Here is a 20,073-nt window from a genome sequence, read left to right as displayed (position 1 = left end):
GGTACTCCCCCTAACCTTCCAAAATTTTGGGCACCTTGAAGTAGCCCTCTTCCTCTTCCGGGGCGTTGCTCAGAGCAAGGCGGCGGTCCAGGGACGGCTGGACCCGGTCCTCGCGCAGCACGTTTTTCAGGGGCAAGACGTGAGCGGTCGGCTCAATGCCCTCCGTATCCACTTTATTCAGCACATCCATGTATTCCAAGATCGCGTTGAGCTGCTGCGTAAAACGCTCGGCTTCCTGGTCGCTGATTTCCAGGCGGGATAACAGCGCCACCTGCTCAACGTCTGTGCGCGTAATTTTCATTTCCTTCACCATCCAATCGCAAAAGTTCGCATAGTTTATATTATACCATACCTGTCCAAATTTAGTGAAAACTGGTGATTAGGCGTCGCCCACCAGCTTTTTGAATTCGTCTTCGGTCAAGACGGGAATGCCTAGCTCGCGGGCCTTAGCCAGCTTGCTGCCTGCTTCCTCGCCGGCGACAACATAATTGGTCTTTTTGCTGACCGAAGAGGAAACCTTGCCGCCCCGGCTCTCGATGAGCTCCGTCGCCTCGGCCCGGGTCATGGTCGCGAGCGTCCCGGTGAGGACAAAAGTGATACCGGCCAGCGTCTGCCGGTCAGCCGCAGGCCGCTCTTCCGTCACTTTCACTCCGGCCGCTTCCAGTTTGCGTACCAGGGCAATGTTCTGCGGGTCGGCAAAATAAGCAGCGACGCTTTCGGCAATCCTGGGGCCGATTTCCTCCAGCGCCATCAGTTCCGTAGCCGTAGCTTTTTCCAAGGCATGGATGCTGCCAAAGTGGCGGGCCAGCGTGCTGGCGGCCTTGGCACCGACAAAACGGATTCCCAGGGCAAAGAGCAGGCGGGCGAGGCCCGCCTCCTTGCTGGCTTCGATGGCCTGGAGCAGGTTTTGCGCCGACTTAGGCCCCATACGGTCAAGTTTTGTCAGATCATCAAGGCGGAGGGCATATAGGTCGGCGGCATCGCGGACCAGGCCGGCATCCAGCAGGCTGCCAATGACGGCCGGCCCCAGCCCTTCGATATTCATCGCGTCGCGAGAGACAAAATGGATGAGACCCTCGCGCAGCATGGCCGGACAGGCCGAATTGACGCACTTGTGCGCCGCTTCACCCTGCTCGCGAACAACAGGGCCGCCGCATTCGGGACAGCGGTCAGGCATGACAAAGGGCCGCTCCCTGCCGGTGCGCCGTGAGGCCACTACCGAAACCACTTCGGGAATGACCTCGCCGGCCTTGTGAATTATGACGGTGTCGCCAATACGGATGTCTTTGTCGCGGATATAGTCTTCGTTATGGAGCGTCGCCCGGCTTACCGTCGAGCCGGCCAACCGCACCGGCCTGAGCTGGGCTGTCGGCGTCAGTACGCCGGTGCGACCTACCCGGACAAAGATGTCCTCCACAATGGTTGTCGCCTGCTCGGCCGGGAATTTGAAAGCAATGGCCCAGCGCGGGTCTTTGGCCGTTGCCCCGAGCCGCGCCTGGCCGGCCAGACTGTTCAGTTTAATGACCAAACCGTCAATATCATAGGGCAGGTCGACCCGCCGCTCGCTCCAGCTGTGACAGTAGTCGATTACTTCCTCAATGCTGCCGAAAACGCGGTAATAGGGATTGACCTTAAACCCAAGTGCCGCTAACGCTTCCAGCGTTTGGGCATGAGTATCCGCCTCAAGACCTTCGCGCCGGCCGGTAGCGTAGACAAAAATATCGAGCGCCCGCCGGGCCGTAACGCGCGGGTCCAGCTGGCGAAGCGAACCGGCCGCCGCGTTGCGCGGGTTGGCAAAGAGCGCCTCGCCGGCCGCCTGCCGCTCATCATTCAGGCGGTCAAATTCCCGCCGGGGCATATAGACCTCGCCGCGCACTTCCAGTAAGGCCGGCGGATTAGCAATCGGCAATACCAGCGGCACGGACCGGATGGTGCGAACATTGGCCGTCACGTCTTCGCCGTACTGCCCGTCGCCGCGGGTTGCTCCCCGCACCAGGCGGCCGGCTTCGTACACAAGGTTGACCGCCAGCCCGTCGATTTTTAATTCAACGACATACTCCACCCTATCTGTTCCCAGTCCGCTCCGGACCCGGTTGTCAAAAGCCCGCAGGTCTTCAGCGGAAAAAGCGTTCGCCAAACTGAGCATCGGCGTCAGGTGAAGAGTCCGGTCAAAGCCTTCGGCCGGTGCGCCGCCCACGCGCTGGGTAGGCGAATCCGGCGTGATAAGCGACGGATAGACCTGCTCGATGGCGATCAGCCGCCGCATCAGCGCATCAAACTCGGCATCGCTGATTTCCGGTGCGTCAAGCACATAATACCGGTGATTGTGATAATGGATCTGCCGCCGCAGCTCTTCAGCCTCGCGGGCGGCTTGTTCCAGCGTGGCGGGAATAGCCGCTTGCATACTCAGTCCTCCGTTACTCAACTTTCGTCAGGGGGGCGAATTTAACCATCAATTGCTTCACTCCCTGCCCGGGGAATGCAACATGCACTTCCTGGTTGTCACCACTGCCTCGCACGGCCACAACCGTCCCCACTCCCCACTTGGCGTGCTGGGCTTTATCCCCTATCCGCCATTCCCGCGCGGCTGGGCGGCTAGTGGCAGTGGCTGCCGGACTACCCGGCGCCGGGCGAAAAGGCGCCGACGCCATAGGCCTGGTAACTGCACTGGCGGTAGCCTGCCGCGAAGGGCCACCATGCCGCTCGAATAGTTCTTCCGGAATTTCGGCCAAGAAGCGGGACGGGGGGTACATGACCGTGTTGCCATAGATCGTGCGCAGTCGGGCATTGGTTAGGTACAGTTTGCGCTCAGCCCGCGTGATGCCTACATAGCATAGCCGCCGCTCTTCCTCGATCTCTTCTTCGTCCATTAGGGTGCGGCTGTGCGGAAAAATCCCTTCTTCCATGCCGGCCAGAAAAACATAAGGGAATTCCAGTCCCTTGGCCGAATGGAGGGTCATCAGCGTTACCCGCTCGTCCGCCAGTTCTGCCGTATCAATATCGGACACCAACGCCACATGGGCCAGGAAGTTTTCCAGGGTGTCTTCGGCGGCCGTCGTGGCAAATTCTTTGGCAACAGACAATAGCTCCCGCAGGTTCTCGATACGCCCTTCGGCCTGCGGCGTCTGCTCTTTTTCCAGTTCGGCCAGATAGCCCGAATCCTGCATCACTTGTTCAATTAAGTCAGCTACCGGCAACTGGTCTTTAACGGCAATCAAGTTAAAAATCAGTTCGGCGAGATTTTCGAGCGGCCGCTTGGCCCGGGCCGTCAAATCGGGCACCATGTCGGGATTGGACACCACGTCAAACAGGGAAATCCCGTTTTGCACGGCATAATCGGTCAGACGGGCAATCGTTGTATCGCCAATGCCCCGCCGCGGCACATTGATGATGCGCAGCAGGCTGACTGTGTCGGCCGGGTTCAGGATAACGCGCAAATATGCCAGAATATCCTTGATTTCTTTGCGGTCATAAAACTTGACGCCGCCAACGATGGTGTAGGGAATGCCGTTTTTCATCAAGGCTTCCTCGATGACGCGCGACTGGGCGTTGGTGCGGTACAAGACAGCCATATGGCCGTACGACGCCCGGTACACCACATGGAGCTTGGCAATGGTGTCAGCGATAAACCGGGCTTCGTCCCGCTCATCAAAGGCCAGGTAATGGGTTATCGGCTCGCCGCGGGGATTTTCCGTCCACAGCGCCTTGGGTTTGCGGCCGATGTTGTTTTCAATAACGGCATTGGCGGCGGCGAGAATGGTCTGGGTTGAACGGTAATTTTGCTCTAATTTGATAACTTTGGCATCGGGATAATCGGCTTCAAAGTCGAGGATGTTGCGAATATCGGCCCCCCGCCAGGCGTAAATGCTTTGGTCGGCGTCGCCAACCACGCAGATGTTGCGGTGTTTGGCGGCCAAAAGGCGGGCGAGCAGATACTGCGCCCGGTTAGTGTCCTGGTACTCATCAATCAGGATATACTGAAATTTATCCTGGTAGCGGCGGCGTACCTCCTCATTTCGTTCCAGCAGGCGCACGGCCAATAGCAGCAGGTCGTCAAAGTCAACCGCATTGTTTTGCTGCAGTTTCTGCTGATAGAGGCGATAGACCTCGGCTACTTTTTGCCCATAAAAATTATCCGCCTGCACGGCAAAGTCTGTAGCGTCCTGCAGAGCGTTCTTGGCATTGGAAATAGCGGCCTGCAAACCGGAGGGCGGAAAATGTTTTTCGTCCAGGTTGAGTTCTTTCAGGCAGCTTTTTACCAAGGCTAAGGCATCAGACGCATCATAAATGACAAAATTGCGGCTAAACCCTGCCAAATGCTCGATTTCCATGCGCAAAAAACGGGCGCAGAAGGCGTGAAAAGTGCTCAGCCACACTTCCTTGGCCTGTATGCCCACCATCGCGTTGACCCGCTCGCGCATCTCGGCGGCCGCCTTATTGGTAAAGGTAATCGCCAAAATATTATACGGCCGTACACCTTGTTCAAGCAGATAGGCTATGCGGCAAGTCAAGACCCGCGTCTTGCCTGACCCCGCTCCGGCCAGCACCAAAAGCGGCCCGTTAATATGGGTGACGGCTTCTAACTGCTTCTCGTTCAATCTATCGAATAGGTTTCGCATTTTTCCTCCCGGTTATCAGGCAACATTATCCATAAACATAAACATAAATATAAATATTTTCTCCACAAAGCGCGGTTTTCCTGTCGATTTTGGGGTTTCCGTCAGGACAAAAAAGCGGCGAACCCTTACGGGGCGCCAACTTTTGCGCGCGCCGCCTCGACCAGGGGCGGCACAACCTGTTTTTTCCGGGACATGACGCCGGGCAGATAAAGTACCCCTTCGCGGGCCGGCTGGCCAAAAGCCTGGCTGACCAATGCCGCCGGCTGGCCCACAAAGACAAGATGGGTGGCTTCGCTTAAGATGTCGGTGATCATGAGCAGCACCAAGTCGTAGGTTTCTTTGGTCCGTAGCGACTGCATCGCCTGCAGCAGTTCGCCCTTTAAGCCGAGCAGCTCGGCTGGTTCCATCACCGAAACCTGGGCGATCGCGACCCGGTATTCGCCAATCAAAAATTCCTTGAGGTCGCTCTGGACCAACTCGGCCGGGGATAAGCCGGCAATACTTGAACCCGCCTTCAGGACTGCCCGGCCAAACTCCTGAATATCCAGCCCGGCCACAATCGCCAGCTTCTCGGCTGTCTCCCGGTCCTTGGACGTAGCCGTCGGCGATTTAAACAGCAGCGTGTCGGAAAGAATGGCGGCCAGCAGCAGTCCGGCAATTTGTGGCGGAAGATCGATATGGCGGTGCCAGTACATGTTGGCCACGATGGTGGCCGTCGCTCCTACCGGCTCGTGGCGGATGAAAATAGGCTCACTTGTTTCCAGCCCGCCCAGGCGATGATGGTCAATAATCTCAACGATCTGGGTTTCTTCAATGCCCTCTGCCGCCTGGCCCGGCTCATTGTGGTCTACCAGGATGACCTTTTCCCGTTCGGGCACAATCAGGCGGTCCCGGTTGATCAGTCCGATAAGGCGTCCGTTTTCCACTACCGGATAATTACGGTGATTGGTGGCCACGATGACGCTTTTGATATCGGCTACTAAGTCGGTAGGCTTAAACGCGACAACCTTGGTCTGCATTATCATGCGCACCGGAATGCTCTGGTTGATTAACCGGGCACAAGTGTAAGTATCATAAGCAGTGCTGATAATAATCACGCCCCGGCTACGGGCGGCCTGCTCTACCGCGTCCGTAACCGCGGCGCCGCCGGTTACCACCAGGCAGGCGATGCCTTGTTCTATGGAGACTAGTTGAGCCTTATTCCGGTCGCCTACCAGCACAATGTCGCCCGGTTCTACCAATTGGGCCATCGTCTGCGTCCGCGCCCCCGCAATCCGCACTTTGCCAGTTACCGGCCATTCGAGCTTTTGACCGCAGACCAGCCGGCCGTCCAGCGCCCTGAGCACGCTGGCATAGTCTACGCCTGCCTCGGATAAATCCTGCATTTCCAGTTCGTCAAAATAGCGTTTCGCCAAATCGCCGACCGTGACGATACCGACCAGGGCGCCGTCACTTTCTGTCACGGGGACAGATTTGACATTATGCTGCTTCATTAGTTGGCCCAGCTCGCGCACAGTGCTTTGGGGGCGGACCGTCACCACGCGGTCGGTCATGATATCTTTGACGCGGGGATAAAAGTCATTAATCAGCTCCGGCGCCTTAACGCCGAAATATTCCAGGACAAACTTCGTCTCCGCATTGATCTTGCCCGCTCTGGCCGGTACGGCATGTTCGCCGAGGGCCTGCTTCAAATGGGCATAGCCAATGGCGGAGCAGATGGAATCGGTGTCAGGAATACGATGTCCGATCACATACACAGGTTTCGCCATGGACTCCTCCTTGCTTCACTGGTAGCTCTTCCGCAGTATTATACCCAAAATAAACAAGAAGACTGCGACCGACCAAAACGGCCAAAGTTTATCGTAACGCCAAAGGGCGCACCCGGTCAAGCAGGTACGCCCTAATCTGGCCTTTATTTACTAAAGTTCCAACTGTCGGCGCCGAATTTTTCGGCTGCCAGTCGGGCCGCCAGCGCTTCTTCCTCAGCCGTCAGCCGTCCTTCGGCCAGCGTAATCCCGAGCGCCCGACCGAACTCAGCAGCCATGATGCGGGCCACGGCCGTAGCGTCCGGCACGGTTCCCAGGATATGGCGCAATGATGTTGCTTTGGCCTGCAACACTTTTGTGCATCGCTCCCGTTCGCCAGCATCAGGAAACTTTAAGAGACTAGTGAGCGCGGCCGGATCAAAATCAAAGAGCAGCGACCCATGCTGCAGCAGTACCCCTTCTTTGCGCACCTGGGCACTGCCAAGCAGTTTCTTGCGCTGAACGGTAATTTCATAGAAAGAAGGCGCGTCAAAACAGGCGCCGTTTTTCGGCAGCCGGGCCGTTTGCCCAAAGGCCGCTCCCGGCAACGACATTTCGGCCGCTACGCCCAGAGCACGCAGACCGGCGATTAAGCCCTGGCTTAGGACACGATAGGAACCGAGCAAGGTGGGCGGCAGCAGCGGGTGATCCTCGCGGACGACAACACTGTAAGTAAGTTCACGGTCATGCAGGACGGCCCGCCCGCCGGTAATGCGCCGGACAAAGTCAATTCCCCGGGCGCGGCAGGCGTCTACATCCACTTCGGCGTGCGCTTTCTGGAAATAACCAATACTGAGCGCCGGCGGCTGCCAGGTGTAGAAGCGCAGGGTCGGTGGCGCCGCCCCGGCGGCATGGCAGCAGAGAATGGCCTCATCGACGGCCATATTATGCCTGGCATCATGCGGGCCGTCAAAAATCACCCGCCAGTTCATGGCGTGAGTGGTTCCTTCCACCGTACCACCGGCTTACGGGCAGCCGTTGCTTCGTCCAGCCGTCGTACCACCGTAGTTTGCGGCGCGCCGGTTACCAGCTCGGGCTGCTCAACCGCCTCGCGGGCAATTTCTTTCATAACGGCGATGAACTCATCCAGGGTTTCCTTACTCTCGGTCTCGGTAGGTTCAATCATCAGCGCGTCATGAACGATTAACGGGAAGTAGATGGTGGGCGGATGATAGCCATAGTCCAGAATGCGTTTGGCTACATCAAGGGTTTTAACCTCCGGGGCGTGCTCCTTGAGTCCGGCAAAGACGCACTCATGCATGCAGTGCCGCTCGAAGGGCAGCTTATAGTACGGCGCCAGGGCGCGCATGACATAGTTGGCGTTAAGAACGGCATCCTCGCTGACCTGCCGAAGGCCGTCCGGTCCCATCATGCGGATATAGGTATAGGCCCGCAGCATGACACTGAAATTGCCGTAAAAACCGTGGACCTTGCCGATCGACTGGGGCCGGTCGTAATTAAGGCGGTAGCGGCAGCCATCAAACTCGATAACCGGCACCGGCAGGAAAGGAATAAGTTTTTCCTTAACGCCGACCGGCCCCGAACCCGGCCCGCCGCCGCCGTGCGGCGTAGAAAACGTCTTATGAAGATTGAAGTGAACCACATCAAACCCCATGTCGCCAGGGCGGGTAATCCCCAATATAGCGTTGGCATTAGCGCCGTCGTAATAAAGGAGGGCGCCGGCCTCATGGACGATTTTGGCAATCTCAATAATTTGCGTCTCGAAAAGCCCCAAGGTACTGGGATTAGTCAGCATAAGCGCCGCCGTATCGGGGCCAACGGCGGCCCGCAGGGCCTCAAGATTGACGCTGCCGTCGGGATTGGACTTAATTTCTACCGTCTCCAGACCGCAGACAGTAGCCGTTGCCGGATTTGTCCCGTGGGCCGAGTCAGGCACGATGACCTTGGTCCGCTTCTCCCCACGGCTTTCATGATACGCCCGGATGAGTTTGAGGCCGGTCAGTTCGCCATGGGCACCGGCCGCCGGCTGTAGGGTGCAGGCATCCATGCCGGCAATTTCGGCAAGGTAATTTTGCAGTTCATACATGACGGCCAGGGCGCCCTGCACGGCCTTGCTATCCTGCAGCGGGTGAATATTGCTGAAGCCCGGCAGTTTAGCCACTTCTTCGTTCACTTTCGGATTATATTTCATAGTGCAGGAACCGAGCGGATAAAAACCGTTGTCAACGCCATAGTTGCGCCGCGATAAGGCGGTATAATGACGAACGACGTCTACCTCGCTGATTTCCGGCAGCCGCGGCGGCGCTTCCCGCAGCGCCGCAGCCGGCACGAGCGCGGCCAGTTCCTGCTCCGGCACATCGGCCTCCGGCAGGTCGGCGCCGATCCGGCCCGGCTTACTCAGTTCAAACACCAGGGCCTTGCGGTTCGTCAGGCTCATTTTATCCCCTCCAATACCGCCACAAGGGCATCGATTTCCGCTTTCGTCCGTTTTTCCGTCACGCACAGCAGCATGCGGTTGGCTGGTCCTTCTTCCACAGTGGCCAGATCAAGGCCGCCGATGATGCCCTTTTCCTGCAATCGGGCATTGATTTCCGCGGCCGGAAGCGGCGTTTCCACCACAAACTCATGGAAAAAGGGCGCGGTATAGGCCAGCCGGTAGCCAGGAAGGGAAGCGATGCGCCCGGCGGCGTAGTGCGCTTTCTGCAGGCAGAGACGGGCCACTTTCGCCAGGCCTTGCTTGCCCAAAGCAGACAGGTAAATGGCGGCGGTAATGGCACACAGTCCCTCATTGGAGCAAATATTGGAATAAGCCTTTTCGCGGCGGATATGCTGTTCCCGCGCCTGGAGGGTCAGCACAAAACCGCGCTTGCCCTCAAGATCAGTGGTTTGGCCAACGATACGCCCCGGCATGCGGCGCATGTATTTCTCCCGCACCGCCATAAAACCAAGGTAAGGCCCGCCAAAATTCAGCCCCAGGCCCAACGGCTGCCCCTCGCCCACCGCCGCGTCCGCCCCATAGGCGCCAGGGGGCTTGAGGACCGCCAAGGAAATGGGATTGACGCAGGCAACCAGTAAACCGCCGTTGCCGTGCACCAGCTCCGCAAGACCCTCCATATCCTCTACAACCCCGTAGAAGTTCGGGTTTTGCATAAGCAGGGCCGCCACTTCCGTGTTAACGGCCGCCTTGAGCGCCGCGCGGTCCGTTTGACCGTCCACCGTTGGCACGGTGACAATTTCAAAGCCGAGGTCGCGGGCGTAAGTAGCCAGCACGCGGCGATAAAACGGATGGATGCCGGCGCTCACTACGACTTTACTGCGGCCAGTAACTCCACAAGCCATGTTCATCGCTTCGGCCAGGGCGGTGGCCCCATCGTACAGCGAAGCGTTGGCCACATCCAGGCCGGTCAGTTCGCAGATATAGCTTTGGTACTCCCACAGGGCCTGCAGGCCGCCCTGACTGATTTCCGGCTGGTACTGCGTATAGGCGGTATAAAATTCCGCGCGGCCGGCCAGGTGCGACACAACGGCGGGAATAAAATGGTCATAAGCGCCAGCCCCCAAAAAACAAGGCATTTGACCGACATGGACATTTTCGGCCGCGCGCTGCTGCATCAGCCGCAGCACTTCCAGTTCACTCAGAGCCGGCGGCAAATCAAGCGGACGGCCCAGCCGCACCGCCGGCGGGATATCCTGGAAAAGCTCATCGACGCTGCTTACGCCAATCGCCGCCAGCATGGCCTGCCGGTCGGCGTCGGTATTGGGCAAATAATGGCGCCCGGCCATCTATTTTCCCCCCTCGGTCAGCGCACGGTAGGCGTCGGCGCTGAGCAGCCCCTCCAATTCGGAGGCGTCTTCCAGTTCAATAACGGCCAGCCAGCCTTCCCCGTAGGGATCCTGGTTGACCACTTCGGGGCGGTCGTTTAACGCCTCGTTCACTTCCACCACCGTACCGCTAACCGGTGCATAAATATCCGAAACGGCTTTGACCGATTCGACTACGGACAAATTGCCGTGCGCCTTAACCTGTTTGCCGACGGCGGGCACCTCGATAAAAACGATGTCCCCCAGCTCATGCTGGGCATAGTCGGTGATGCCTACGACCGCGCGCGTCCCCTCGACGCGAACCCACTCGTGATCTTTGGTGTACTTAAGTTCCTGCGGGATATTCATAATTTATTTCCTCCTTTTATAAAATGGTTTGGCCACAACCTTGGCTTCTACCAGTTTGCCGCGGATTTCCACCGCCACTTCCGTCCCCGGCGCCGAAAACTCCGTTTCCAAAATAGCTAAGGCCAGGTTTTTATCGAGGGTGGGCGCATAAGTGCCGCTTGTCACCGTGCCGATGACCCGGTCGGCGGCATGACAGGCATAGCCGGCACGGGCAATACCCCGCCCTACCATCTCGATCCCGACAATTTTGCGCCGGACACCGGCGTTTTTCTGGGCCAGCAGCGCCTCATAGCCGATAAAGCTCTGTTTGTCAAACTTGACAAAGACGCCGAGACCGGCTTCGAGCGGTGTGATGCTTTCGGAAAGTTCGTGACCGTAAAGCGGCAAACCGGCTTCAAACCGCAGCGTATCACGGGCGCCTAATCCGGCCGGCACCAGTCCCAGCGGCTTGCCGACCTCCATCAGGCGGTTCCATAGTCTGCCAGCTTCCTCCGGCGCGCAGTAAATTTCAAAACCGTCCTCTCCCGTATACCCTGTCCGGGAAATCAGACAGTCGATCCCGTCAACGCGGACGTGCCGGCGCAGCCAATAATATTTAATGGTGCTCAAATCTTCATCGGTCAACGGCTGCAGGATGGCTTCGGCCCGCGGGCCCTGCAGCGCCAATTCGGCGGTAACATCGGAAATGTTTTTGACGGTAACGTCATAGTTCGCCGCGTGCTGCACCATCCAGGCGTAATCTTTGTCAATATTGGCGGCGTTAATCACCAACAGATATTCTTGTTCGCCAAGGCGATAGACCAAAAGATCGTCAACCACCCCGCCGTGGTCATAGCACATGGGAGTGTACATCACCTGGTTGACGGCCAGGCGGGAAGCGTCATTGGTCACCAGCCTGTTCACATAGGCGGTAGCGTCCGGCCCGCTGACCGACACTTCTCCCATGTGGGATACGTCGAAGAGTCCTGCCGCCTGCCGCACGGCCCGGTGCTCCTCGATAATGCCGGTATACTGCACCGGCATGAGCCAGCCGCCAAATTCGATGATTTTGGCGCCGCTGGCCACGTGGATGTCGTAGAGTGGCGTCTTTTTGTCGCTCATAAAATCCTCCCTTCAGACTATATTATTATTTGTTCCAAAAAGCACAAAAGAAAAAAAGGACACTAAGTAAGCGCGGCGCTTACTCTGTCCTTTTACCTGAGAGATTGCCTAAATCCGGCTCCCCTTCGGTGACCGCAGCATGCGGTTCTCTCCAGAGGTGTGTCAAACCAGGGTCCTTTTGCCTGAGAGTTTCTCGCCTGTTTGCTCCTTCGGCGCCGCCTAAGGCGGTCTCTCCCCCGGTCATCATCCAACTTTATGCTTTTGCATATAGTTTCTCTGCACGTGAGCCCTTTTCCTGCCTGAATATTGCGTTTATTATCCATATTTTTATCCTGAACAAATGTTTGTCAAACATATGTTTTTCTCTTATAATAAATACAGTAACACTTGGGTGTGCAGGTGGAGCCATGGAAATAGAGCAAAAGCTAAAACTACTGGGCGAAGGCGCCAAGTATGACGTGTGTGCCGCAACGGCCGCCCGTCCTGGCAAACATCAGCGGCCGGCCATCGGCCGGACCAGCCCGGCCGGCGTCTGTCATTCGTTCACTCCCGACGGCCGCTGTATATCTTTATTCAAAGTTCTGCTGACGAATTACTGCGAACGCGATTGCGCCTACTGTCCCAATCGCGCCGCCCGCGACGTGCCCCGCACCCGCTTTGCCGCCGACGAGCTGGCAAAGCTGTTCATGGAGTTCTACCGCCGCAATTATGTAGAGGGTCTGTTTCTGAGCTCAGGGGTTTGGCATTCCACTGCCCGCACCATGGAAGAGATTATCAAGGTTGCCGAAATCCTGCGCTATCGCTATCGCTTTGGCGGCTATATCCATTTAAAAATTATCCCTGGGGCCACGCCGGCCGAGATTGAAAAAGCCGCCGCCCTGGCTAACCGTATTTCCCTCAATATGGAGGCACCGACTGCGTCGCACCTTGCCCGGCTGAGCCGCACCAAACAGTTTGCCGGCGAGCTGCTGTCAGGCATGGCCAGCATCCGCGACGTCCTCCGGCACCGTCAGGATACCACCCATTCTACCCAGTACATCGTCGGCGCTGCCGGTGAAAGCGACCGGGACATTCTCTTGTCTGTCACCCGGCTTTACCAGGAATACGAGTTAAAACGCGCTTATTTTAGCGCGTTTCAACCTGTCGCCGCCACGCCGCTGGCCACAGTAAAGGCCACGCCGCTAATTAGGGAAAACCGTCTTTATCAGTCAGATTTTTTGTTGCGCCTGTACGGTTTTTCCATTGACGATATTGTTTTTGACGCGACTGGCAACCTGGATCTATCCCTCGACCCGAAACTTGCTTATGCGCTGCACAACCCCCAGCATTTTCCCCTGGAAATTAACAAAGCTTCTTACCGCGAACTGCTTAAAGTTCCTGGTATCGGTCCGCGGTCAGCGGCCAAGATTGTCCAAGTACGGCGCACCTACCGGTTTAGCGACCCGGCCCAGCTGAAAAATATCGGGGTAGTCACCAAACGGGCCTTAGCGTTTCTCACTGTCAACGGCAAATTTTACGGCAACCGCCGGCTGCTCCAATCGCCAAAACGTGAACATTATCAACAACTCAGCCTCTGGGGTGATGATCGTGATCTCCTGCTCGCCGACCCCCGGGTCGATACTTAAAGCGGCGATATTGGCCCAAATCCATAATGACCTGCCTTGCTTTAAGGGAGACCACGAATCGCTTGGTCTGTTTATGTATACCGACCAGCTGGATGCCGATCATACCTCCCTCCCTTGCCTAGTAAAGCAGTTACGGCAAAACTGCGGCTTAGACGCCAACTGGCTACTCGATTCACCGGGCCGCACCCTTGCCCGGCTGATTGCCGCCAATCTGCGTTACGCGTCCCCTGACCGCGCCGCCGTTATTTTCGCCGCCGCCGAACAAGCCCTCCGCTACGGCCATGCTTACTGTCTGTGCGGGGTAAGTGATGTCAGCAGGCTATTTATTAACCGGGCCCGGGCTATCGCCCGGGAAGTACATAAGATGCTGGGGTTTATTCGGTTTCAGCCCGCCCCGGACGGGGCTCTCGTGGCTCGCCCCAAGCTATTCCATGACACGGCCGACCTAATCCTACGCAAATTCGCCGACCGTTACCCCAAGCAGCGATTGGTTTTGCTCTTGGACGGCCGCGCTCTCGCTCTGGAAAACGGGCGCTTGTTTACCGTGCCGGTCGCCGATTATCTGGCGCATGTTGCCGGCGACGAGTTCACCCAGGCCTGGGAAACCTACTACCAGTCCCAATATATTGCCACCCGTAAAAATATAGCCCTGGCAAAACGGGTTATCCCCAAAAAATACTGGGACTGGCTGGCGGAAGGCCAAATCTTGGCGCGGGAGGCTTCCACCTAATTTTGCCACTGGCAAAATTTCTCACAGCTTATATAATATTTTATGTAACTTTTTCCTGTGAGGTGCCGTATGCGTCGACATTTACCACAGCAATATTTTAGCCGTCTCTGGCGAGCCGTCATTGAATTTGACCTGATTGGCGACGGCGACCGCATCCTTATCGGTTTGTCCGGCGGCAAAGACAGTGTATTTCTTACTTACGCCCTGGCGCTCATGCGCGACCATTCGCCCCGCAAATTTGAACTTGCCGCTATCACCCTTGACCCCATGTTTTCCACCGATTTTGCCACCACCGGCCTGGCGGCGTTCTGCGCCGACCTGGGCGTTCCTTTTCATACCTTCAAAATCGACATTGCCGGCGCCATCGCCCGCAATGCGGGCAAAGACCCCTGCTATAGCTGCGCCTTTTTCCGGCGCGGCGCCATCAACCGGTTTGCCAAGGAAAACGGCTTTAACAAAATTGCTTATGCCCACCACCACGATGACGCCGTCGAAACTTTTCTTATGAGCATTCTCTATTCAGGGCAGATCAAAACTTTCTTGCCTAAGACCTACCTAGACCGCACCGGACTCACCGTCATCCGGCCTCTCATTTATTTCCGGGAAAAAGAACTGCGCCGCACCATTCAATACCACGGTTTTACGCCTATCCCGAGTCCCTGCCCGTATAACGGCAAGACCAAGCGCCAGGAAATCAAAGAACTAATTCGCGGTTTAGAGCGGAAAAATAAACTAATCTACACCCATTTGGCCGCGGCGATGCGGGAAGGCTCGCTCATTGAACTATGGCCAGCGCCTCCTCCCCGCCAAGACATGCAACAAAAACACCATGCTTTTTGGCATCCATGCGAAAACCTCCCGCCTGACTAAACCGGCGGGAGGTTTTTGTTTTATTATCGGCCAAAATGCTGCGGGGCAAAAGCGAGAAACTTTTCCACGGCCAGGGTACAGAACTTTTCGGCGTTGTAAATCATGGTAAAATCCCGGCGGACAGGCCCTTCCTTCAGGATAATTGGCCGCATTTCGCCCCGCTCCACTTCGTCGCTCACGGCCAGAACGGAAACAGCGGCAATTCCGAAGCCGGCTTTTACCGCTTCCTTTATTGCCTGAGTACTGCCCAGTTCCATGACCACGTTGAGACGGTCGAGCGCATAACCTGCCTTCTCGACGAACAGCTCAAAAAAGCGACGCGTACCTGAAGTCCGCTCCCGCATCACCCAGCGCTGGCTGAGCAGCGCGCCAAGCTCACAGGGCTCGCCGGATGCCAGGGGGTGGCCGGGCGGCGCTATAACCGCCAATTCATCGCCACCGCATGGCACGGCGCAAATGTTACCGGACAATTGATACGGTCCTTCAATGAAGCCAACGTCAAGAACACCATCTATGACCATGGAGGTAATCTGCTCGGAATTGTAAATTTCCATGGTCATATCCACATTCGGATACAGCTGGCGGAACATGACCAACACTTTTGGCATAATGTACTCGCCAATCGTCAGACTGGCGCCAATCCACAGCCGGCCGCTCACATCATCGGTTAAAGTCTGGATGGCCTTCTGCGCCCGCTGGTATAACGTATCAAGTTCCACCGCGTAAGGATAGAGCGTTTCACCGGCCGCGGTGATGGCAATTCGGCGGTGCAAGCGATCAAAGAGCTTAACACCGAAATGATTTTCCAAATTTTGAATGTGCTGACTGACGGCCGACTGCGTCATGTGCAGGTCCTGCGCCGCCAGCGAAATGCTGTTTTTTTCCACAACCGTTTTAAATACCAGCAATTGTAAGTCTAACATGGCATCCTCCGGTTCCTTGCCTGTTTGATTTTGCCCGCAGAGCAGTAAATTTTTAATGAATTAAATCCCAAAGCTGCTTGCCAATTAACAGCCCCGTCACAGAGATGAACAGGGGGCGAACATACGCTACCCCCTGCCGGATAGCAAGACGTGAACCGGCGAGCGCGCCGACAATCATGCCAACCCCCATAATCAGTCCGTATTGATAGTTCACCGCTTTAAGCAGCATAAAAGTAACGATCGCCGCAATGTTGCTGGCGAAATTCAGCACCTTGGCGTTGCCGGCTGCCTCCACAAAATCAAACCCAAGCAGGAGAAACGCGAAAATTAGGAAAGAACCGGTGCCAGGCCCGAAAAAACCGTCGTAAAAGCCAAGTAATAGGGCTGCCAAAGCGCTTAACAGACCGGTCTTTTTCGTGAGACCGCGGTAAGTGGACTCTTTTCCCCAATCTTTTTTGACCAGGACGTAAATGGCTACGACAATGAGCATAACAACGACCAAGGGGCGCAAAAATTGGGGCGGCATATGGCGGACGACGTATACGCCGGCTACCGCGCCGCAGAACGAGAGGGGAAAAAGGTATTTCACCGCCCCGATATTGACTTTACCCGATTTAAGGAAAGAAATTGTACTGGTTAAGGTGCACATCACACTTGCCAACTTATTGGTACCAAGGGCAATATTGGGCGGCAAACCGGTCAGAAGGAGCGCCGGCAGGGAAATAAGGCCACCACCGCCAACAACCGAATCGATAAACGACGCCGTAAAACCGGCGCCCAGCAAAAATAGCACCATCTCCAGGCTGATATTTTCCATGTCTTGTTCTTCCTTTCCTGCCATAACTCTTATGCAATATTAGGGCAACACTCCGAACCGCGGTTCGCCCGCCTAACGGACGGACGTTGGCGCGTCAGGCGGAGCAGGCAAAAAACGCACCTTGGGATTATGCTCCTCAACAAAGCGGAGGGACCATTCATTCGCAAACAACGCTACCGGGCGCTCGCGCCCATCCTGAACCAGCATGCTCCTATCCATGCCGCGCAGCGCTTTTAGGTCTACGTCCTCCGCCTCCAGCCACCGTGCCAGTTCATACGGCAGCGGCTGGAGTATTAGCTCGACGCCATACTCGTGTTTCAGCCGGTACTGCAGTACTTCAAACTGCAGTTGCCCCACGGCGCCGATGATGAAGGATTCAAACCCGGCGTCAAGCTGCCGGAATACCTGGACCGCCCCCTCCTGCGCCAATTGGGTGACGCCTTTGACAAACTGCTTGCGTTTCATCGTATCCTTGGCTTGCACCCGGGCAAACCGCTCGGGCGGAAAGACGGGAAAGTCCTCGAACACAAGCGTATGGCCCTCGGCGACAAGCGTATCGCCAATGCTGAAGACTCCCGGGTCGAACAGGCCGACAATATCCCCCGGATAGGCTTCTTCGATTATGGAACGGTCCTGGGCCAAAAATTGCTGGGGCTGGGTGAGTTTCAGCGTTTTGCCCGACCGGGCATGATACACCGACATCCCCCGGATGAATTTGCCGGAACAGATCCGGATAAACGCCAACCGGTCCCGGTGGGCCGGATTCATGTTCGCCTGAATTTTAAACACAAAGGCGGAAAATAGCTCGCTGTCCGGCTCAACCGGGCCCAGCGAGGAAAGGCGCGGCGCCGGCGGCGGAGCAAGCCGCAAAAATTCTTCCAAAAACGGCCGTACGCCGAAATTAGTCATGGCACTGCCAAAAAACATGGGCGTCAGTTCACCCCTAAGCACCCGTTTAATGTCGAACGCTTCGCCCGCCATATCGAGCAAGGCTATGTCATCGCAAAGCGCTTGGTGTATCTCTTTGCCGATAATCTCGGTAAACGCCGGGTCGTCCACACTGCCGACCACCGAAGGCATTACCCACTGCCCATGGGACCCGTCGTTTTGAAATAGTTCAATTTGGGCCAGTTGCCGGTTATAAACGCCCTGATAGTCGCCATCAATGCCGATGGGCCAGTTCATGGGATAGGCCTGGATCCCCAGCACTTTTTCTATCTCTTCCATCAGCTCAAACGCACTTTTGCCATGCCTGTCCAATTTATTAACAAAGGTGAAAATCGGAATGCCGCGTTGTTTACATACTTTAAACAGTTTTTTGGTCTGGGCCTCTACCCCTTTCGCGGCGTCAATAAGCATAACGGCGCTGTCTACGGCCATAAGGGTGCGGTAAGTGTCTTCGCTAAAATCCTCATGGCCAGGGGTATCCAAAATATTGATGCGATAGCCATTATAATCGAACTGCAATACGCTTGACGTTACCGAAATGCCGCGCTGCTTCTCGATTTCCATCCAGTCCGACACGGCGTGCCGCTGAGCTTTGCGCGCCTTAACCGAACCGGCCAGGTGGATAGCTCCGCCATAGAGCAACAGTTTTTCCGTAAGCGTCGTTTTCCCCGCGTCCGGGTGCGAAATAATCGCAAAGGTACGGCGGCGCTGAATTTCTTTAGCCAAATCTATCGTCATGGGCTACCTCCCGTAAACTAAAATCAACTTGTCTATTTTAGCATATTTTCGCCGCCAAACCAAACATGGGCAATATGGCAAAGCTTCCGTCCCATCATGGAGCATTTCCCATTTTCCCATCGTTTTTTTTAACAAAATCCGCCCTATGTCAGTAACTGCCGGAAATAACAAAAAAGCCGCAACCTAAGCGGTGCAGCTTAATCGTTTTCGCCAAATAGGCGTTTTTCGATGGCTACGGCGGTAGGAGTGCGGGCCAGTCCGCCTTCCGACGTTTCCCGCAGCGTTTTCGGCATGACTAAACCGATTTGGTACATCGCGTCGATTACTTCATCAGCCGGAATAACGCTTTCGATGCCCGCCAGGGCCATGTCGGCAGCAACAAGGGCGTGAACGGCGCCGAAGGCGTTACGCTTAACGCACGGTACTTCCACCAGACCGGCCACCGGGTCGCATACCAGGCCCAACATATTTTTCAGTGCCAGTGCCAAGGCATGGCCGACTTGCCGCGGCGTACCGCCGGCCATTTCGACGATAGCGCCGGCCGCCATGGCGGCCGCAGCCCCACATTCGGCCTGACAGCCCCCTTTCGCCCCGGAGATGGAGGCGTTTTCGGCAATTACCAGCCCAATGCCTGCCGTGGTGAACAGAGCCTGAACCAGCGTTTCATCATCACAGCCTAATTCTTCGCCGATAGCCAGCAGTGCCCCGGGGACAATGCCGCAGGACCCGGCCGTAGGGCAGGCCACAATTCGTCCCATGCCGGCGTTAACTTCGCTTACCGCCAGCGCGTAAGCGGCCGCCTTATAAACGGCGCTGCCGCATAACGGTAAACCGGCCTGTAGCCGGTCATTCATCCGCGCGGCATCGCCCCCGACCAGCCCGCTAAAGGACTTTTCCCGGCCGGCTAGGCCGCTCTGAACGGCCTCACGCATTACGGCAAGATTGAGGCGCATTTGGTCCCATATCTCCTGTCCCGGCCGCTGGCTCCGCTCGGTTTCGTACTGCCAGACAATATAACCGACAGATCTTTGCTGCTGCTGAGCCAGCGCCACAAGCTCGGCAATTCGTGAAAATCGCCCCATTTACTCTCCTCCTTATACGGGTGGCACCAGTATGGCTGTTTGTACCGCCGGCACATGCCGCACGGCGGCGAGAGCGTGCTCGGGAATAGGTTGATCGGCTTCTAAAATCATGAGGGCCTGAGCCCCCCGCTCTTGCCGCGAAACGCGCATAAACGCGATATTAACCCCTTCTTGCGCCAGCACATGCGTCACGAGGGCAATCACGCCCGGTTTGTCCCGGTGTACGGTAATTAACGTGTAATATTCGCCGGTGAGTTCCACGGCATAGCCGTCAATTTCGGTGATCACAATATTGCCGCCGCCGACGGAAGCGCCGACAACCCGCAGTTTACGCCCCGATACGCCGCTTAGGTTGATGGCCGCCGTATTAGGGTGAACGTCGCCTAAATCTTTGGTCACGAACGTAACTTTCAGGCGTCCGGCCGCCATGGTGAGCGCGTCCCGCAGCCGCTCGTCATCGGCGGCCATGCCGAGCAGTCCGGCTACCAGCGCCTTATCGGTCCCGTGGCCCCGGTAAGTCTTGGCAAACGATCCGTGCAGCTCAATGACCGCTTCCGTCGGCGGTTCGCCCAAAATGCGGAGCGCCATCCGGCCTAACCGGGCCGCCCCGGCCGTATGCGAACTCGAAGGCCCAATCATGACCGGCCCGACAATATCGAAAACCCCGCGCATGCTATCCCCCCA

General features: G+C 56.7%; 17 protein-coding genes and 1 riboswitch. Of the genes, 3 read left to right on the top strand and 14 right to left on the bottom strand.

Going from position 1 to position 20,073, the window contains the following annotated elements:
- Positions 1 to 10 precede the first annotated feature (10 nt).
- The 9 genes from gatC to gcvT form a co-directional block, all read right to left on the bottom strand.
- The gene (gene gatC / locus BLQ99_RS06340; protein WP_093689244.1) at positions 11 to 301 is read right to left on the bottom strand and encodes an Asp-tRNA(Asn)/Glu-tRNA(Gln) amidotransferase subunit GatC; all 291 of its coding nucleotides are present in this window, start codon (positions 299 to 301) and stop codon (positions 11 to 13) included.
- A 78-nt stretch (positions 302 to 379) separates the two neighbouring features.
- Complete coding sequence (gene ligA / locus BLQ99_RS06335) at positions 380 to 2,404, bottom strand: NAD-dependent DNA ligase LigA (protein WP_093689242.1); 2,025 nt, start codon at positions 2,402 to 2,404, stop codon at positions 380 to 382.
- 13 nt (positions 2,405 to 2,417) lie between these two features.
- Entirely contained in the window at positions 2,418 to 4,619 is a 2,202-nt protein-coding gene (gene pcrA / locus BLQ99_RS06330; RefSeq protein WP_093689240.1) for a DNA helicase PcrA, read from the bottom strand.
- A gap of 125 nt (positions 4,620 to 4,744) precedes the next feature.
- Positions 4,745 to 6,388, bottom strand: a complete 1,644-nt coding sequence (locus tag BLQ99_RS06325; protein WP_093689238.1) for a putative manganese-dependent inorganic diphosphatase — start codon at positions 6,386 to 6,388, stop codon at positions 4,745 to 4,747.
- Positions 6,389 to 6,531: 143 nt separating this feature from the next.
- A complete protein-coding gene (locus BLQ99_RS06320) occupies positions 6,532 to 7,377 on the bottom strand; it encodes a lipoate--protein ligase family protein (protein WP_245690308.1) in 846 nt (281 codons plus the stop codon).
- A complete protein-coding gene (gene gcvPB, locus BLQ99_RS06315) occupies positions 7,353 to 8,822 on the bottom strand; it encodes an aminomethyl-transferring glycine dehydrogenase subunit GcvPB (protein WP_281240874.1) in 1,470 nt (489 codons plus the stop codon). The genes BLQ99_RS06320 and gcvPB overlap by 25 nt, the downstream gene beginning before the upstream one ends.
- Positions 8,819 to 10,168, bottom strand: a complete 1,350-nt coding sequence (gene gcvPA / locus BLQ99_RS06310; protein WP_093689234.1) for an aminomethyl-transferring glycine dehydrogenase subunit GcvPA — start codon at positions 10,166 to 10,168, stop codon at positions 8,819 to 8,821. Before gcvPA ends, gcvPB begins: the two co-directional genes overlap by 4 nt.
- Positions 10,169 to 10,555 carry a glycine cleavage system protein GcvH gene (gene gcvH / locus BLQ99_RS06305; RefSeq protein ID WP_093689232.1) on the bottom strand — a complete coding sequence of 129 codons (387 nt, stop codon included), beginning with the start codon at positions 10,553 to 10,555 and terminating at the stop codon, positions 10,169 to 10,171.
- 3 nt (positions 10,556 to 10,558) lie between these two features.
- Positions 10,559 to 11,656 carry a glycine cleavage system aminomethyltransferase GcvT gene (gene gcvT / locus BLQ99_RS06300; RefSeq protein WP_093689230.1) on the bottom strand — a complete coding sequence of 366 codons (1,098 nt, stop codon included), beginning with the start codon at positions 11,654 to 11,656 and terminating at the stop codon, positions 10,559 to 10,561.
- 160 nt (positions 11,657 to 11,816) lie between these two features.
- A riboswitch (glycine riboswitch) is annotated at positions 11,817 to 11,903 on the bottom strand.
- A 160-nt stretch (positions 11,904 to 12,063) separates the two neighbouring features.
- Between gcvT and BLQ99_RS06295 the strand changes: the two genes are divergently transcribed.
- The 3 genes from BLQ99_RS06295 (at position 12,064) to BLQ99_RS06285 (ending at position 14,881) form a co-directional block, all read left to right on the top strand.
- Positions 12,064 to 13,281 (top strand): putative DNA modification/repair radical SAM protein, encoded by a 1,218-nt coding sequence (locus tag BLQ99_RS06295; protein WP_093689228.1) that lies wholly within the window; start codon positions 12,064 to 12,066, stop codon positions 13,279 to 13,281.
- Complete coding sequence (locus tag BLQ99_RS06290; protein ID WP_171904614.1) at positions 13,244 to 14,011, top strand: DUF4130 domain-containing protein; 768 nt, start codon at positions 13,244 to 13,246, stop codon at positions 14,009 to 14,011. The genes BLQ99_RS06295 and BLQ99_RS06290 overlap by 38 nt, the downstream gene beginning before the upstream one ends.
- Positions 14,012 to 14,080: 69 nt before the next feature.
- Positions 14,081 to 14,881, top strand: a complete 801-nt coding sequence (locus tag BLQ99_RS06285; RefSeq protein ID WP_093689224.1) for a tRNA 2-thiocytidine biosynthesis TtcA family protein — start codon at positions 14,081 to 14,083, stop codon at positions 14,879 to 14,881.
- Positions 14,882 to 14,904: 23 nt separating this feature from the next.
- Here the strand turns inward: BLQ99_RS06285 and BLQ99_RS06280 are convergent, their stop codons facing one another.
- The 5 genes from BLQ99_RS06280 to sdaAB all read right to left on the bottom strand — a co-directional run bounded on the left by BLQ99_RS06280 (position 14,905) and on the right by sdaAB (position 20,061).
- On the bottom strand, positions 14,905 to 15,804 hold the full coding sequence (locus BLQ99_RS06280; protein ID WP_093689222.1) for a LysR family transcriptional regulator: 900 nt from the start codon (positions 15,802 to 15,804) through the stop codon (positions 14,905 to 14,907).
- 52 nt (positions 15,805 to 15,856) lie between these two features.
- Positions 15,857 to 16,621, bottom strand: a complete 765-nt coding sequence (locus BLQ99_RS06275) for a TSUP family transporter (protein WP_093689220.1) — start codon at positions 16,619 to 16,621, stop codon at positions 15,857 to 15,859.
- Positions 16,622 to 16,693: 72 nt separating this feature from the next.
- Entirely contained in the window at positions 16,694 to 18,307 is a 1,614-nt protein-coding gene (locus BLQ99_RS06270; protein ID WP_093689218.1) for a peptide chain release factor 3, read from the bottom strand.
- 197 nt (positions 18,308 to 18,504) lie between these two features.
- A complete protein-coding gene (gene sdaAA, locus BLQ99_RS06265; protein ID WP_093689216.1) occupies positions 18,505 to 19,389 on the bottom strand; it encodes an L-serine ammonia-lyase, iron-sulfur-dependent, subunit alpha in 885 nt (294 codons plus the stop codon).
- A gap of 12 nt (positions 19,390 to 19,401) precedes the next feature.
- The gene (sdaAB, locus tag BLQ99_RS06260; RefSeq protein WP_093689214.1) at positions 19,402 to 20,061 is read right to left on the bottom strand and encodes an L-serine ammonia-lyase, iron-sulfur-dependent subunit beta; all 660 of its coding nucleotides are present in this window, start codon (positions 20,059 to 20,061) and stop codon (positions 19,402 to 19,404) included.
- Positions 20,062 to 20,073: the final 12 nt, after the last annotated feature.

This window comes from Sporolituus thermophilus DSM 23256 (genome assembly GCF_900102435.1).
GTDB classification, from domain to species: Bacteria; Bacillota; Negativicutes; order Sporomusales; family Thermosinaceae; genus Thermosinus; species Thermosinus thermophilus.
Note: the sequence above shows the minus strand (reverse complement) of the source record. Positions and strands in the feature narration are given on the sequence as shown.

What these genes read in the sequence shown, in the direction of transcription:
- gatC (WP_093689244.1), bottom strand. Translation starts at nt 301, where the DNA reads ATGAAAATTACGCGCACAGACGTTGAGCAGGTGGCGCTGTTATCCCGC.
- ligA (WP_093689242.1), bottom strand. Translation starts at nt 2,404, where the DNA reads ATGCAAGCGGCTATTCCCGCCACGCTGGAACAAGCCGCCCGCGAGGCT.
- pcrA (WP_093689240.1), bottom strand. Translation starts at nt 4,619, where the DNA reads ATGCGAAACCTATTCGATAGATTGAACGAGAAGCAGTTAGAAGCCGTC.
- BLQ99_RS06325 (WP_093689238.1), bottom strand. Translation starts at nt 6,388, where the DNA reads ATGGCGAAACCTGTGTATGTGATCGGACATCGTATTCCTGACACCGAT.
- gcvPB (WP_281240874.1), bottom strand. Translation starts at nt 8,822, where the DNA reads ATGAGCCTGACGAACCGCAAGGCCCTGGTGTTTGAACTGAGTAAGCCG.
- gcvPA (WP_093689234.1), bottom strand. Translation starts at nt 10,168, where the DNA reads ATGGCCGGGCGCCATTATTTGCCCAATACCGACGCCGACCGGCAGGCC.
- gcvH (WP_093689232.1), bottom strand. Translation starts at nt 10,555, where the DNA reads ATGAATATCCCGCAGGAACTTAAGTACACCAAAGATCACGAGTGGGTT.
- gcvT (WP_093689230.1), bottom strand. Translation starts at nt 11,656, where the DNA reads ATGAGCGACAAAAAGACGCCACTCTACGACATCCACGTGGCCAGCGGC.
- BLQ99_RS06295 (WP_093689228.1), top strand. Translation starts at nt 12,064, where the DNA reads ATGGAAATAGAGCAAAAGCTAAAACTACTGGGCGAAGGCGCCAAGTAT.
- BLQ99_RS06285 (WP_093689224.1), top strand. Translation starts at nt 14,081, where the DNA reads ATGCGTCGACATTTACCACAGCAATATTTTAGCCGTCTCTGGCGAGCC.
- BLQ99_RS06280 (WP_093689222.1), bottom strand. Translation starts at nt 15,804, where the DNA reads ATGTTAGACTTACAATTGCTGGTATTTAAAACGGTTGTGGAAAAAAAC.
- BLQ99_RS06275 (WP_093689220.1), bottom strand. Translation starts at nt 16,621, where the DNA reads ATGGAAAATATCAGCCTGGAGATGGTGCTATTTTTGCTGGGCGCCGGT.
- BLQ99_RS06270 (WP_093689218.1), bottom strand. Translation starts at nt 18,307, where the DNA reads ATGACGATAGATTTGGCTAAAGAAATTCAGCGCCGCCGTACCTTTGCG.
- sdaAA (WP_093689216.1), bottom strand. Translation starts at nt 19,389, where the DNA reads ATGGGGCGATTTTCACGAATTGCCGAGCTTGTGGCGCTGGCTCAGCAG.
- sdaAB (WP_093689214.1), bottom strand. Translation starts at nt 20,061, where the DNA reads ATGCGCGGGGTTTTCGATATTGTCGGGCCGGTCATGATTGGGCCTTCG.